At 73.9% G+C, this 13,075-nt stretch carries 14 protein-coding genes, 1 other RNA gene and 1 pseudogene; 9 read left to right on the top strand and 7 right to left on the bottom strand.

Annotated features, from left to right (window positions below; genetic code table 11):
• Nucleotides 1–22: 22 nt before the first annotated feature.
• Nucleotides 23–439 (bottom strand): DNA-binding response regulator, encoded by a 417-nt coding sequence (locus tag AB0M92_RS26140; RefSeq protein ID WP_366104825.1) that lies wholly within the window; start codon nucleotides 437–439, stop codon nucleotides 23–25.
• 262 nt (nucleotides 440–701) lie between these two features.
• Here AB0M92_RS26140 and AB0M92_RS26145 point away from each other — a divergent pair, with 262 nt between their 5' ends.
• Genes AB0M92_RS26145 through AB0M92_RS26155 form a run of 3 tightly spaced genes read left to right on the top strand, consistent with a single transcriptional unit; the run spans nucleotide 702 to nucleotide 3,626 of the window.
• Entirely contained in the window at nucleotides 702–1,556 is an 855-nt protein-coding gene (locus AB0M92_RS26145; protein WP_366104726.1) for a MaoC/PaaZ C-terminal domain-containing protein, read from the top strand.
• A gap of 34 nt (nucleotides 1,557–1,590) precedes the next feature.
• On the top strand, nucleotides 1,591–2,670 hold the full coding sequence (locus tag AB0M92_RS26150) for a Zn-dependent alcohol dehydrogenase (protein WP_366104727.1): 1,080 nt from the start codon (nucleotides 1,591–1,593) through the stop codon (nucleotides 2,668–2,670).
• Between the two features lie 14 nt (nucleotides 2,671–2,684).
• A complete protein-coding gene (locus tag AB0M92_RS26155; protein ID WP_366104728.1) occupies nucleotides 2,685–3,626 on the top strand; it encodes a 3-oxoacyl-ACP reductase in 942 nt (313 codons plus the stop codon).
• Here the strand turns inward: AB0M92_RS26155 and AB0M92_RS26160 are convergent.
• From AB0M92_RS26160 to AB0M92_RS26175, 4 genes and pseudogenes are all read right to left on the bottom strand, one after another.
• Nucleotides 3,623–4,234, bottom strand: a complete 612-nt coding sequence (locus AB0M92_RS26160; RefSeq protein WP_366104729.1) for a hypothetical protein — start codon at nucleotides 4,232–4,234, stop codon at nucleotides 3,623–3,625. The two genes, AB0M92_RS26155 and AB0M92_RS26160, sit on opposite strands and share 4 nt — an antisense overlap.
• Nucleotides 4,231–4,512, bottom strand: coding sequence for a hypothetical protein (locus AB0M92_RS26165; RefSeq protein WP_366104730.1), 282 nt, complete (start codon nucleotides 4,510–4,512; stop codon nucleotides 4,231–4,233). Before AB0M92_RS26165 ends, AB0M92_RS26160 begins: the two co-directional genes overlap by 4 nt.
• Before the next feature lie 56 nt (nucleotides 4,513–4,568).
• Nucleotides 4,569–5,042: pseudogene (locus AB0M92_RS26170) on the bottom strand (HAD-IA family hydrolase); the annotation flags it as partial.
• A gap of 16 nt (nucleotides 5,043–5,058) precedes the next feature.
• A complete protein-coding gene (locus AB0M92_RS26175; protein WP_366104731.1) occupies nucleotides 5,059–6,126 on the bottom strand; it encodes a hypothetical protein in 1,068 nt (355 codons plus the stop codon).
• A gap of 208 nt (nucleotides 6,127–6,334) precedes the next feature.
• On the opposite strand from AB0M92_RS26175, the gene AB0M92_RS26180 reads away from it, so the two are divergent.
• The 4 genes from AB0M92_RS26180 (at nucleotide 6,335) to AB0M92_RS26195 (ending at nucleotide 10,428) form a co-directional block, all read left to right on the top strand.
• Nucleotides 6,335–7,381, top strand: a complete 1,047-nt coding sequence (locus AB0M92_RS26180; RefSeq protein WP_366104732.1) for an iron-siderophore ABC transporter substrate-binding protein — start codon at nucleotides 6,335–6,337, stop codon at nucleotides 7,379–7,381.
• A 106-nt stretch (nucleotides 7,382–7,487) separates the two neighbouring features.
• Nucleotides 7,488–8,354: a Nif3-like dinuclear metal center hexameric protein gene (locus AB0M92_RS26185; RefSeq protein WP_366104733.1), complete on the top strand. Its 867-nt coding sequence runs from the start codon at nucleotides 7,488–7,490 to the stop codon at nucleotides 8,352–8,354.
• On the top strand, nucleotides 8,351–9,094 hold the full coding sequence (locus AB0M92_RS26190) for a C4-type zinc ribbon domain-containing protein (RefSeq protein WP_366104826.1): 744 nt from the start codon (nucleotides 8,351–8,353) through the stop codon (nucleotides 9,092–9,094). Before AB0M92_RS26185 ends, AB0M92_RS26190 begins: the two co-directional genes overlap by 4 nt.
• A complete protein-coding gene (locus AB0M92_RS26195) occupies nucleotides 9,094–10,428 on the top strand; it encodes a bifunctional RNase H/acid phosphatase (protein ID WP_366104734.1) in 1,335 nt (444 codons plus the stop codon). The genes AB0M92_RS26190 and AB0M92_RS26195 overlap by 1 nt, the downstream gene beginning before the upstream one ends.
• 64 nt (nucleotides 10,429–10,492) lie before the next feature.
• On the opposite strand, the gene rnpB is transcribed toward AB0M92_RS26195, so the two are convergent.
• Nucleotides 10,493–10,893, bottom strand: an RNA gene (gene rnpB / locus AB0M92_RS26200) — RNase P RNA component class A.
• A 92-nt stretch (nucleotides 10,894–10,985) separates the two neighbouring features.
• Between rnpB and AB0M92_RS26205 the strand changes: the two genes are divergently transcribed.
• Together AB0M92_RS26205 and AB0M92_RS26210 are read left to right on the top strand one after the other, a co-directional pair.
• Nucleotides 10,986–11,264, top strand: a complete 279-nt coding sequence (locus AB0M92_RS26205; protein WP_366104735.1) for a hypothetical protein — start codon at nucleotides 10,986–10,988, stop codon at nucleotides 11,262–11,264.
• Nucleotides 11,261–11,890 carry a hypothetical protein gene (locus AB0M92_RS26210; protein WP_366104736.1) on the top strand — a complete coding sequence of 210 codons (630 nt, stop codon included), beginning with the start codon at nucleotides 11,261–11,263 and terminating at the stop codon, nucleotides 11,888–11,890. Before AB0M92_RS26205 ends, AB0M92_RS26210 begins: the two co-directional genes overlap by 4 nt.
• A 172-nt stretch (nucleotides 11,891–12,062) precedes the next feature.
• Here the strand turns inward: AB0M92_RS26210 and AB0M92_RS26215 are convergent, their stop codons facing one another.
• Nucleotides 12,063–12,998: a helix-turn-helix domain-containing protein gene (locus tag AB0M92_RS26215; RefSeq protein WP_366104737.1), complete on the bottom strand. Its 936-nt coding sequence runs from the start codon at nucleotides 12,996–12,998 to the stop codon at nucleotides 12,063–12,065.
• Between the last annotated feature and the right edge of the window lie 77 nt (nucleotides 12,999–13,075).

Raw genomic sequence — 13,075 nt, forward strand, 5'->3', positions numbered from 1 at the left:
AACGGAGGTCCCACCCGGCCCGTCACGGCTCGAACGTCGGGTCCGTGACGGCTTCTCCCGCCACGGCGCGGCGGACGGCGTCGGCCAGCGCTCCGGGAGGGCCGTCCCGCACCACCACCCCCGCAGCCCCCGCCGCGAGCGCTCCCTCGACGAGGCCGGGCCTGGCCGACCCGGCCAGCAGCAGCACCCGGCACTCCGGGGCCTCGCGGCACACCGCCGTCACCTCCGCGAACACGTCCGGCCGGTCGGCGTCCACCAGCGCCACTGCCGGACAGGCCGTCAGCGCCGCCGCTCCCACATCCGCGCCGGGTGCGACCCGGGCGACCACGTCGAGGTCCGGCTCCAGCCCGAGCAGGACCGCCAGCGCTCCGGCCGAGGTCCCCGGCCCCTCGGCCAGCAGGACCCGCAGAGACCTCGCCGTACGGTAATTCCGGGGCATCTCGTCCACCCGGCCAGCCTAGGGCGGCCGCGCCTCGCCCACTCGGCAACACGCCTCGGCCAAGCTCATTCTGACGTGGAGTCAGGAGTCTTCCCAACTGCTGGGGCGTGCGTTATACATTCCTCACCGCTCGATCCTAGAACGCGTTCTAGAACCGAACCGGTCCCGCAAACGACCTCGGTGCGGCCGACGGTGCGGACGGCCGCACCGAGGTCTTCCACGCAATGGGAACCGAAGAACCGAACAAGGAGCAGCATCCTCAATGCCGATCGATGCCGCCAGGGCCCTCGCCGCAGAACCCCGCCGGGGGACCATCGCCTGGGACCACAAGGACATCCAGCTCTACCACCTCGGCCTCGGGGCCGGCCGCCCCGCCACCGACCCCGACGAACTGCGCTACACCCTGGAGTCCAAACTCCACGTACTGCCCAGCTTCGCGACCGTCGCCGGCGCCGGCATGGCCATGATGGGCGGCCTCGCCGCCCCCGGCATCGAGGTCAACCTGGCCAACGTCCTGCACGGCGGCCAGACCATCGAGCTGCACCGGCCCATCCCGGTCAAGGGCAGCGCCACCTCCTCCGCCAAGGTCGCCGCCCTCTACGACAAGGGCAAGGCCGCCGTCATCGTGCTGCGCACGGAGGTCGCCGACGCCGACGGGCCGCTGTGGACCAGCGACGCGCAGATCTTCGTCCGCGGCGAGGGCGGCTTCGGCGGCGACCGCGGCCCCTCCGTCGGCTCCGAGCTGCCCGAGCGGGCGCCCGACCGGGTCGAGGAGCGGCACATCCGCGAGGAGCAGGCGCTCCTGTACCGGCTGTCCGGCGACTGGAACCCCCTGCACGCCGACCCCGAGTTCGCCAAGATGGCCGGCTTCGACCGGCCGATCCTGCACGGCCTGTGCTCGTACGGGATGACCCTCAAGGCCGTCGTCGACACGGCGCTCGGCGGGGACGTCTCGCGGGTGCGCGCCTACCGCACGCGCTTCGCCGGGATCGTCTTCCCGGGCGAGACCCTGCGGATCCGGATGTGGGAGGAGCCCGGACGGGTCCGGGTCGCGGTGAGCGCCATCGAACGGGACGACGCGCCGGTCCTCGCCGACACCGTCGTCGAACACGCGTAACGCCCGACCTTCGCGACACACAAGGAGCCGCACCGTGCGCGCAGCACTGCAGAGCGAGATAGGCCAGGACAAGCTCGAAGTCGTCGACGACATGGAGACCGCGGGTTTCGGTCCCGGCAAGGTCAGGATCCGCATCAGGGCCACCGGCCTGTGCCACTCGGACCTCTCCGCGATGAGCGGCGTGCTGCCGCAGCCCGCCCCCTTCATACCCGGCCACGAGGGCTCGGGCGAGATCGTCGACGTCGGCGACGGGGTCACCACGCACGCCATCGGCGACCGGGTCCTCGTCTGCTGGCTGCCGCCGTGCGGACACTGCCCCGCCTGCAAGCGCGGCCAGGGCCACCTGTGCCTGGAGTCCTTCGCGAACGTGGCCACGCCCAACTTCCGCCGCACCGGCGGCGGGGACGTCTTCGGCTTCGCCGGCACCGGCACCTTCTCCGAGGAGATGGTGGTGCCCGCCGCGTGCGCCGTGCCGATCCCCGACGACCTGCCGTACGACATCGCCGCGCTGATCGGCTGCGGGGTGACCACCGGACTCGGAGCCGCCATCAACACCGCCAAGGTGGAGGCCGGGTCCTCGGTGGCCGTCATCGGCTGCGGCGGGGTGGGCATCTCCGTCATCCAGGGCGCCAAGGTGCAGGGCGCGGCGCAGATCATCGCCGTGGACCCGGTGGCCTCCCGGCGCGAGGCGGCGCTGCGCTTCGGCGCCACCGAGGCGGTCGCGCCGGAGGCCTTCGCCGACGCCAGGAACCGGATCACGGCCGGCGAGGGCTTCGACTACGTCTTCGAGGTCGTCGGCAAGTCCGCCACCACGCAGACCGCGTACGAGATGACCCGGCGCGGCGGCTCCGTCGTCGTGGTCGGCGCGGGCGCGCTCGACGACAACTACTCGGTCAACATGTTCTCGCTGTTCTTCGACGAGAAGAAGATCCTGCCGTCGATGTACGGGGGCGGGGACGTGCTCCGTTCGTACGAGCGCACCATCGCGCTGTGGCGGGCGGGCCGGGTGGACCTGGCGGGCCTGATCACGCACCGGGTGCACCTCGCCGAGATCAACGACGCCCTCGACCAGATGCGCACGGGCGTGGCCCTGCGCACGTGCATCGAACTCTGAGAGGAATCCGGTAGATGTCACTCCCACTTGAGGGGCTGTCCGCCATCGTCACCGGCGCCGGCCGCGGGCTCGGACGGGCCGAGGCGGTCGAACTCGCGCGGCTCGGCGCGAGCGTGGTCGTCAACGACTTCGGGCAGCCGGGCCGGGACGGTTCCGGGGAGGCCTCGGCCGCCCCGGCGGAGGAAGTGGCCGCGGAGATCCGCGCCGCGGGCGGGCGGGCGGTGGCGCACCTCGGTGACGTGGCCGACTTCGAGCAGGCGCGGGAGCTGGTCGAGCTGGCGGTGTCCAGCTTCGGGAAGCTGGACGTCCTGGTCAACAACGCGGGCATCCTGCGCGACCGGATGGTCTTCTCCATGTCGGAGGAGGAGTGGGACTCGGTGATCCGGGTGCACCTCAAGGGTCACTTCAACACCACCCACTTCGCCTCCGTGCACTGGCGCGAGCGCTCGAAGGCGGCGGGCGGCCCGGTCTACGGCCGGATCGTCAACACCTCCTCCGAGGCCTTCCTCGGCGGCTCGGCCGGCCAGCCGAACTACGCGGCGGCCAAGGGCGGCATCGTGGGCCTGACCACCTCGACCGCCCTGGCGCTGGGCAAGTACGGGGTGACGGCCAACGCCATCTGCCCGCGCGCCCGGACCCGGATGACGGAGGACGTCTTCGCGGGCTTCCAGCTCCCGGAGGACGGCAAGCTGGACCCGCTGGCCCCCGAGCACGTCGCCCCGCTCGTCGGCTACCTGGCCTCGCCGGCGTCGGCGAAGGCCAACGGGCAGCTGTTCGTCGTGCACGGCGGGATCGTGGTCGTGATGGAACGCCCGAAGGTGGCCGCGAAGTTCGACACGGCGAAGGAGGCCTTCTCCTACGAGGAGCTGGACGGACTGCTCACCCCGCACTACGACTCCCGCCCGGCGGGAGAGACGTTCGCCGCGGCGGAGGTCCTGGGCCTCAAGCACGGCTAGGGGGACGTCCTGACGCCCTCCTGGGCGCCGGGGGTGACGGGACGCTTGTAGTACCGCCAAGGGAACCAGCCGGCGCCGACCGGGATCCAGCCTTCCGATTCCATCCGCCGGTGCCGCGCGAGGGAGGGGAGCGGCACCCGGCAGTGCTCCCACGGGTGGCCGGACGCCTCCACCTCGTGGAAGAAGGGGCCGTAGCCGACCACGTGCCAGCCGTCGCGGCCGGCCTCGTCCAGGGCGGCCATCTCGTTGAACGCGGTCAACCCGGCGAGGGTGCGGCGCTTCGGGGCGTCCGGTCCCTCGGCGGGCTGCGGTGCCGAGCCCGCGCCCTTGCTCGCGAAGCGCTGCTGGGCGGCCTGGCGGCTCACCCCCAGGACGCGGCCCACCGTGTCCCAGCTGTGGCCGGCGGCCCGGGCGCCCTGGACGGCCTCGCGCAGCAGCCGGCTCGCCTCCTCGGCGCCGACGCGCGAGGCGTCCACCAGGCGCAGGTATCCGTGCGGGTCGTGTTCGAGCGAGTCGGCGAGCCCCTCGGGGGCGCCGAGGACGGCCGCGGCGATCCCTTCCCGGATCCGGTCCATCTCCGCGGGGTGGAGCAGGGGTCCGTCGTTCATCGGCGCAGCCCCGCCGGCGGTTCGAGGGCGCCCAGGACTTCCTCGTCGCGGCGCATCCGCTCGGTTTCGAGGGCCGCCGTCCGGGCGGCCAGGCCTGCCGTGCAGGCGATGAGCACGAGGCTCACGGCGATCACGGCGACGGTGGCGAAGGTGCCGAGGCGGTCGCCGAACACCACCGTCATGGCGAGCAGGCTCATGGCGAGGGGCAGTGCGGCGGCCACGGGCGGGGCGGCGGGAAGCGCGCCCCGCTGCCGGACCTTCAGGTTCAAGATCGACATGCGTCAAGAAAACATTGACGCGGCCGAGTTGTCAAGAATTCATTGACGCGCTGGGATCAGGCGCCCAGCAGGGAGCCCAGCGGCCCGTGCAGATCGGCGGGCCGCCGGTAGTGCACGCCCGTCATCCCGAGCGCGACGGCGGCCTCGACGTTCTCCAGCCGGTCGTCCACGAACAGGCAGCGACCGGGAGCGGCACCCGCACGCTCCGCGGCGATCTCGTAGATCCGCCGGTCGGGCTCGGCCACGCCCACCCGGGCACTGCTGACCACGTGGTCCGCCAGGTCGTCGAGGCCCAGGGCCGCCAAGTCCTCCTCCAGGTCCAGGGTCGCGTTCGTGACCAGGACCAGGGGCGTCCCCGCCGCCCGCACCCGGCGCAGCAGCGACACCACCTCCTCGTCGACGGAGGCCGGGGACCCGGCGAACGCGGTGGCCAGTTCGTGCGCCCGGGGGCGCGGCAGGCGCCCGCCGGCGCAGAGCCCGTCCGCGATGGACTCCACCCACCGGCTCCGGGTGATCCGGCCGAGCACCAGGAGCCGCCGGGTCCCGCTACAGCGGAGCCTGTTGCAGGGGTACGGGTCGCGGTGCGGCCGGCGCCGGCGGCGGGTCCAGGCGGACCGGGGGCGGCGGGGCCACCGGCAGGGTCAACCCCGCGACCCCGCAAGGGGTTTCGGGGGTGGCGTACGGGAGGTGCAGGCGGCCCTGCGGGCTCCACAGCCCGGTACCGAGCCAGCCGTCGGGCGCCGCGAGCCGGAACACGTGCCGGTCGGCGGGACGCCACAGGCCGATCCCGCCCTCCTCCAGCCGGAGCGCGACCCCGCAGGTCTCCGGCATCAGGGCCTGGCCCGGCTGCACCGCGAACGGGGTCCCCGCCTCCCCGCGCAGGCACTCTGGGAAGCGCACCGGCAGCGAGCTGCCCAGCACCCCCCAGCCCAGGCGCGCTTCGCCCGGAGCGTCCGAGCGGATCAAAAGCAGCCCGCTGTCGGGGTCGGCCAGCAGCAGGCGGTCGTCGCTGCCCTCCGCGATCTGGAGCAGCGGGGAGACCTCGCCGCCGCGGCCCAGGTCCACCGCGACGGCCTTGGTGGTGCCGTCCAGCTCGCGGTCCAGCGCCAGCATCCGGCCGGTCCGGTCCAGCCAGACGCCGCCGGAGCACCGCCCCGGGATCCGGGCGACCGGCCCGAAGGGCCCCCCGGCCACCCGCCAGACCGTGGTCCCGGTGGCCGAGGCGGCCAGGGCGAAGGCCCCGTACCCGTCCGGGGACGGGGGCAGCAGACAGATCCGCATCCCGTCGTCCCCGGGCGCCACCGAGCCCAGCGGGAGCTCCCCGGTCCGGGGCCCGTCCGCGGCCCCGCCCGTCGGGTACAGCAGCGCGAAGGCGTGCCGCCGCTCGACCCGGCGGTGGATCAGCACCCGCCCGTCGGCCAGCGCCAGCACCTCGCTGTCGGCCTCCTCGGGCTGCGCCAGCGGCAGCGGCACCGCGTACGGCTCGGGCCCGGCCAGCGTCCAGCGCTCGGGGTACCGGGCCTCCCCGTCCCCGGCGAGCCGGGCCGCGTACGACCCGTCCGCGGCGATGGTGAACGGGGCCGTCGTCGTGATCTCGATGGCACAGACAGTCATCCGTGCGTCACCTCCGGGGAGGAAGCTAGTTTTCGCACTTCGGCCCGAACAACACGACCTTCCCGGCTTCACACGTACGGGTGGCCGCCCGGCGGTTCGCGCCTGCCGGCGGAGGCGATTGTGCTGTGCGATAGCGGGGCGTTTAGGGTGAGCCGGGTTGGTTAGGTTTACCTAATCTGCTCGCGCCCCCCACTCCAGGAGATCCGACATGTCCCTCCGACGCCGCGGGACCGCCGCCGTCGCCCTCGCCGCAGCCGCCGCGCTCGCCCTCACCGCCTGCGGCGGCCAGGGCGCGAAGGCCGACGAGGACGGGAAGGGCGCCGGTTCGGCCGGGGGAGGGAAGAAGGAGGTCGCGCAGGGCGGCAAGGAGTTCTCCGAGGCCGCGCGCAAGACCGCCGCCTTCGGGACCACCGCCCCGGCCGGCCTGTTCCCGCGCACGATCACCCACGCCATGGGCAGCACGGAGATCAAGGCCGCGCCCAAGCGCGTCGTGGTCCTCGACGTCGGTGAACTGGACAACGTTGTCTCACTCGGTCTCCAGCCCGTCGGCTACGCCCCCACCGAGGGCGACGACGGCATCCCGGGCTACCTGAAGAAGGACGCCGGCGAGCCCGAGTCCGTCGGCACCATCAACAACCTCAACCTCGAAGCGATCAACGCCCTCAAGCCCGACCTGATCCTCGGCAGCCAGCTGCGCTCCGCGGACAAGTACGAAGCGCTCTCGAAGATCGCCCCGACCGTGTTCTCCATCCGCCCGGGCTTCCCGTGGAAGGAGAACTACCTCCTGAACGCGGCCGCGCTCGACAAGAGCGCCGAGGCGAAGACCAAGCTGGACGCCTACCAGGCCAAGGCGAAGAAGCTCGGCGAGGACCTGGGCGAGAAGAAGCCGACCGTCACGATGCTCCGCTACATGCCGGGCAAGACCCGTCTCTACGCGGGCGCCTCCTTCATCGGCACCATCCTCAAGGACACCGGCGTCCCGCGCCCGCAGAACCAGCGGGCCGAGGACCTCGCCGTCGAGATCAGCCCGGAGCGGATGGACGAGGCAGCCGCCGACTGGATCTTCACCGGCGTCTACGGCACCAAGGACAAGACCAAGCGGGACTCCGCCGAGGCCAACCCGCTGTGGAAGAACCTGGAGGCCGTCCGGCAGGGCCGCGCCGAGGACGTCCCCGACGAGACCTGGTACCTGGGCCTCGGGGTGACCGCCGCCGACAAGGTCCTGGACGACCTGCGCACCTTCCTCGTCAAGTAGCCGCACGCGCACGGGGCGGGCGTACGGGGTCCCGGCCGCCCGGACCCCGTACGCCCGCCACCCCGCGGGGACGGACCCGCTCCCGCGCGGACGGTAGCCTTGGCCTGTGCCCCGTCTCTCCGAAGTCATCGCCGCGCTGGACGTCCTCTGGCCCCCCTCGCGGGCCGAGCAGTGGGACGCCGTCGGAACCGTCTGCGGCGATCCCGACGCCGAGGTCTCCCGCGTCCTGTTCGCCGTGGACCCCGTGCAGGACATCGTCGACGAGGCCGTGAAGCTGGGAGCCGACCTCGTCGTCACCCACCACCCCCTCTACCTGCGCGGCACCACCACCGTCGAGGCCGGCACCTTCAAGGGCCGCGTCGTGCACACGCTGATCAAGAACGACATCGCGCTGCACGTCGCCCACACCAACGCCGACACCGCCGACCCCGGCGTCTCCGACGCCCTCGCCGGCGCCCTCGACCTGCGCATCACCGGCCCGCTGGTCCCCGATCCCACCGACCCCGCGGGCCGCAGGGGCCTGGGCCGGATCTGCGAGCTGGACCACCCCGAGACGCTGCGCGCGTTCGCCGAACGCGCCGCCGCCCGACTGCCGCGGACCGCCCAGGGCATCCGCGTCGCCGGCGACCCCGAGGCGCTCGTCCGTACCGTCGCCGTCAGCGGCGGCTCCGGCGACAGCCTCTTCGACCAGGTACGGGCCGCCGGCGTGGACGTGTTCCTCACCGCAGACCTGCGCCACCACCCGGTGTCCGAGGCCCGCGAGCGGGGCCCGCTCGCCCTCGTCGACGCCGCGCACTGGGCCACCGAGTGGCCCTGGTGCGAGCAGGCGGCCGCGCAGCTCGACGCGATCTCCGAGCGCCACGGCTGGGGTCTGCGCACCCACGTCTCGCGCACGGTCACCGACCCTTGGACGGTGCACGCGCCGTCCGACCTTCCTTCATCTCCCTCTTCTATCTCAGGAGCCCCCAACTGAACGCCGAGCCCGCCGACCAGATCCGACTCCTCGACGTCCAGGCCCTGGACGTCCGGCTGTCTCAGCTCGCCCACAAGCGCAAGTCCCTGCCGGAGCACACCGAGGTCGAGTCCCTGGCCAAGGACCTGACGCAGCAGCGCGACCTGCTCGTGGCGGCCCAGACGCAGGCGAGCGACGCCGCCCGCGAGCAGACCAAGGCGGAGCAGGACGTCGACCAGGTGCGCCAGCGCGCGGCCCGCGACCAGCAGCGGCTCGACTCCGGCGTGGGCATCTCCGCCCGCGACCTGGCGAACCTGCAGAGCGAGGTCGTCTCCCTCGCCAAGCGCCAGGCCGACCTGGAGGACGTGGTCCTGGAGGTCATGGAGCGCCTTGAGGGCGCGCAGGAGCGGGTCACCGGGCTCACCGAGCGGGTCTCCGCCCTCGAAGCCAAGCTGACGGACGCCACGGCCCGCCGCGACGCGGCCACCGGCGAACTCGACGCCGAGGCCGCGAAGGTCACCAAGGACCGCGAGGTCATCGTCGCGTCGATGCCGGCCGACCTGATGGCCCTGTACGAGAAGATCCGCGTCAAGCAGGGCGGCGTCGGCGCCGCCCGTCTGTACCAGCGCCGCTGCGAGGGCTGCCGCCTGGAGCTCGACATGGCCGAGGTCAACGAGATCAAGGCCGCGGCCCGCGACCAGGTCGTGCGCCACGAGAACTGCGGCCGCATCCTGGTCCGTACGGCCGACTCGGGCATCTGATGCACACGCCTCTCCGGTTCGTCGTGGAGGCGGACGGCGGTTCCCGGGGCAACCCGGGGCCCGCCGGCTACGGCGCGGTCGTCCTCGACCCGGCGACGGGCGAGACGCTGGCCGAGCGCGCCGAGTTCATCGGCGTCGCGACGAACAACGTGGCCGAGTACAAGGGCCTGATCGCCGGTCTCAAGGCGGCCCGCGAGCTGTCCCCGGACGCCGCGGTGCAGGTCCGCATGGACTCCAAGCTGGTCGTCGAGCAGATGTCGGGCCGCTGGAAGATCAAGCACCCGGACATGAAGCCGCTGGCGGCGGAGGCGGCGAAGATCCTGCCGCGCGCGCAGGTCACGTACGAGTGGATCCCGCGCGAGCGCAACAAGCACGCGGACCGGCTCGCCAACGAGGCGATGGACGCGGGCAAGCGCGGCCGGCAGTGGGAGCCGTCGGCCTCCTCGGCGGCCCTGGACGCCTCCGCGGCCCGCGCCCTGGCCACCCCGCCCGTGGCGGGCCCTCCCGGTGACGCCGCGAAGGGCGCCGCGGCCGTACGGGCCGCCCTCGCCACCGCCTCCGGTACGTCGGCCACCGCGCCGGCGCGCGAGGAGGCAGGGGCCGCCACCCTGTTCGCGGAGCAGGACGCCACCGCATCGGGCCGCATCCCCGCCCCGGCACCGGGCCCGGCCCAAGCCCCGTCCGCGACGCCGGGCTGGGGCCCCGACATGGGGACCCCGGCGACCTTCGTGCTGCTGCGCCACGGGGAGACGGCCCTCACCCCGCAGAAGCGCTTCTCCGGCAGCGGCGGCACCGACCCGGAGCTGTCCGAGGCCGGCCGCCGCCAGGCATCGGCGGTGGCCGAGGCCCTGGCCGCGCGCGGCACGGTCCAGACGATCGTCAGCTCCCCGCTGCGCCGCTGCCGGGAGACCGCGCAGGCCGTGGCGGACCGCCTCGGCCTCACGGTCACCGTCGAGGAGGGGCTGCGCGAGGTGGACTTCGGTGCCTGGGAGGGCCTGACGTTCGCCGAGGTGCGCGAGCGCTTCCCGGACGACCTCCAGGCCTGGCTGGACTCCTCGAAGGCCGCGCCGACGGGCGGCGGCGAGAGCTTCACGGCCGCCACCCGCCGGATCTCGGCGACCCGGGACCGGCTGCTGGCCGCGCACGCGGGCCGCACGGTGCTGCTGGTCACGCACGTGACCCCGGTCAAGATCCTGGTCCGCCTGGCCCTGGGGGCCCCGCCGGAGGCGCTGTTCAAGATGGAGCTCTCCGCGGCCTCCCTCTCGGCGGTGGCCTACTACGCCGACGGCAACGCCTCGGTCCGCCTCCTGAACGACACCTCGCACCTGCGCTAGCCGGTCGAAACGACGCAAGGGCCCGCCCCCTGACGGGGACGGGCCCTTGCGCTGCGTCGAGTGCAGAACAACCGGAGCTGTACGCCGGGTTCTGTCGCCCGGTGACCTCGCGGTCGCCGGGGAGACGGCCATCCATCTAGGACCGGCGTTGCCGCCGGCCTCCTGCGGTCTACCCGCGAACTCGGGCGGGCAGCCCTCGAACGTTCGCGCAGAGCCGTCCGAAAACGGCCCCTCTTGACCTTGCTCCGGGTGGGGTTTACCTAGCCGCCTGGGTCACCCCAGGCGCTGGTGGTCTCTTACACCACCGTTTCACCCTTACCGAGGGCCGAAGCCCCGGCGGTCTGTTTTCTGTGGCACTGTCCCGCGGGTCACCCCGGGTGGCCGTTAGCCACCACCCTGCCCTGTGGAGCCCGGACGTTCCTCGGCGGGATCCGGAGATCCCGACGCGGCCGCCCGCTCCGGTTGTTCTGCGAGGGACCATGCTACCCGCGCCCGGCGCCGCGCTTGACCTTGACGCAGCGGCAGGGTCTCTACGCGACGCCGTCCTGCTGGCGCGGGTGCGCCGGCTCACCGAGCTCGGGCTGGGCCTCGACGAGGTCCGGGACGTCCTCGCGGACGACGCGGGGCGCGAGCTGGCCGACGTACTCGAAGAGCTCGACGCCGACCTGGCGCGGCAGGAGGCCGCGATCCGCGAGCGCAGGCGGCGGCTCGCCGCGCTGCGCGCCGCGCCGCCCGGGGAGGGGTTCAAGGAGACGTTGCTCGCGGAGTTCACCCCGGCGCAGGCGGAGGTCGTCCGCCGGGTCATGGAGGCGTTCACGGAGGGGGGCAGGGGATGAGGGCGCTCCGCGGGGTGCGGGGCCGCGTGCCCCTGCCCGTACGCAGGCTGCTGGTCCACGAGCTGCGCGCGGGCGCCTCGCTGGGGCGGTGGGCGCTGCGCCGGCCGCCGCACGGGGTGGCCGGGGGCGAGCTCGCCCCCGGGTACACCGGGCCGCAGACGGCCATGATGTACGGGCCGGCGTGCGTGGCACCGGTCGAGACGGTCGCCCTGTCCGTCCTGATCCCCTGGCCGGCCGTGCACCGGGTGGTGCTCGTCCTCGACGTGTACGGGGTGCTGCCGGTGCTCGCGATGCACGCCGACTGCGTGACCCGGCCGCACGTGGTCCGCCGGGACGGCTCCCTGCGGATCCGGTACGGAGCCCTGTTCGACCTCGTCGTCCCGGCGGAGGCGGTGGCCTCGGTCCGGGTGGACCGGCGCTACCCGCAGGGCCGGCTCGTCACGCTCTCCGGGGACGGGGTGCTCGACCTGATCGTCGGCAGCCGGACCACGGTGACCCTGGAGCTGACCCGGCCGCTCGCCTTCACCCGGCCCCTCGGTTCCCGGGCCGAGGCCCGTACCATCCGCTTCCACGCCGACGACCCGCGCACGCTGGTGGCCGCACTGCGGCAACCCGCACCCCCGTGACGGGCTGCCGCACTGCGTCGGGACTCTCCGGGGGGATGAGGAGTCGTGCGCCGAGCGTGACAAGGAACGGGCGTCCGTGTCTTGTCAAAAACGGCACGCACAGGCAGTTCCCGGCCAACGTTCCCGGCCGCCGCTCACGGCGCCGCTCACGGCCGCGGCTCGGAGTCTGCGTTCACGGCCGCTGCCCGCCGGCGCCCTCGTCCGGGAGCAGCAGGCTGGTGATCCGGCCCGGTACCCGGTCCAGGGCGGAGCCCGGCGGCAGCCCGCCGCGCAGGGCCGCGAGCCGGGCGGGCGGCAGACCGGTCAGGGCCTTCACGTCCCGGCCGAAGTGGGCCTGGTCGTGGTAGCCGCAGGCCGCAGCGACCCGGGCCGGGGCCACCCCGGCCGCCAGCAGCCGCAGGGCGTGCTGGAGCCGGAACACCCGGGCGACGCCCTTGGGGGACAGTCCGACCTGCTCGCGGAAACGGGCGCGCAGCGTACGGGCGCTCCAGCCGGTCCCGGCCGCGGCCAGGGCCAGCGAGCCGCTGTCGGCCCACAGCAGGGCCAGCGCCCCGCGCACTTCGGGTGCGGCGACCGGACCGCGCTCCAGGCGGGCGGTGAACACCGCGTCGAGCAGGTCGAAGCGCTCGGACCAGGAGCCGAGCGCCCGAAGCCGCTCGGCCAGGAACCGGCCGCCGGGCCCGAGCACCTCGGCGGGGTCCACCCGGGCCTCCCCGAGATGCGTCACGGGCATGCCGAAGAGCCGGTAGGCGCCGAGCGGGCTCATGTTGACCTCCAGCCCGTGCACGGCGCCCGCGTGCACCCCGATCGCCCAGCCGGTGCGCGGGCCGCTGATCAGGGCCTCGGAGGCGGGCCGCAGCGGAGCGGAGGGTTCCTGCCCGCCCCGGGAGACCCACAACCCCTCGCTGAAGGGGAAGACGAGCGTCACGTACCCGGCGGGAAGCTCCAGCCTGCGCCGGGGCGCCGTGAACTGCGTACGGAACCCGGTGTAGTTGACGATGTGCGGGCGCAACGCGGCGGCCGGTCCGCGGCGGCGCGTGTCCGAAGGCCCGGCCGGCGGTGCTGCGGCCGGTGCGCCCGGCCGTACGGACATGTCGACGGCACCCATCCCCCGGCCTCCCCCCCCTGCTGCGCAGATGATGACAGGCGGCGGGCGCCCGGGCCATGGCCGGCCGGGCCATCGAG

Origin of the sequence: Streptomyces sp. NPDC051582 (assembly GCF_040681715.1) — a bacterium.
Lineage (GTDB): Bacteria > Actinomycetota > Actinomycetes > Streptomycetales > Streptomycetaceae > Streptomyces.

Coding starts and splice junctions, on each gene's coding strand:
- AB0M92_RS26160 (WP_366104729.1), bottom strand. CDS start 4,234: ATGAACGACGGACCCCTGCTCCACCCCGCGGAGATGGACCGGATCCGG.
- AB0M92_RS26165 (WP_366104730.1), bottom strand. CDS start 4,512: ATGTCGATCTTGAACCTGAAGGTCCGGCAGCGGGGCGCGCTTCCCGCC.
- AB0M92_RS26145 (WP_366104726.1), top strand. CDS start 702: ATGCCGATCGATGCCGCCAGGGCCCTCGCCGCAGAACCCCGCCGGGGG.
- AB0M92_RS26155 (WP_366104728.1), top strand. CDS start 2,685: ATGTCACTCCCACTTGAGGGGCTGTCCGCCATCGTCACCGGCGCCGGC.
- AB0M92_RS26215 (WP_366104737.1), bottom strand. CDS start 12,998: ATGGGTGCCGTCGACATGTCCGTACGGCCGGGCGCACCGGCCGCAGCA.
- AB0M92_RS26180 (WP_366104732.1), top strand. CDS start 6,335: ATGTCCCTCCGACGCCGCGGGACCGCCGCCGTCGCCCTCGCCGCAGCC.
- AB0M92_RS26175 (WP_366104731.1), bottom strand. CDS start 6,126: ATGACTGTCTGTGCCATCGAGATCACGACGACGGCCCCGTTCACCATC.
- AB0M92_RS26210 (WP_366104736.1), top strand. CDS start 11,261: ATGAGGGCGCTCCGCGGGGTGCGGGGCCGCGTGCCCCTGCCCGTACGC.
- AB0M92_RS26140 (WP_366104825.1), bottom strand. CDS start 439: ATGCCCCGGAATTACCGTACGGCGAGGTCTCTGCGGGTCCTGCTGGCC.
- AB0M92_RS26195 (WP_366104734.1), top strand. CDS start 9,094: ATGCACACGCCTCTCCGGTTCGTCGTGGAGGCGGACGGCGGTTCCCGG.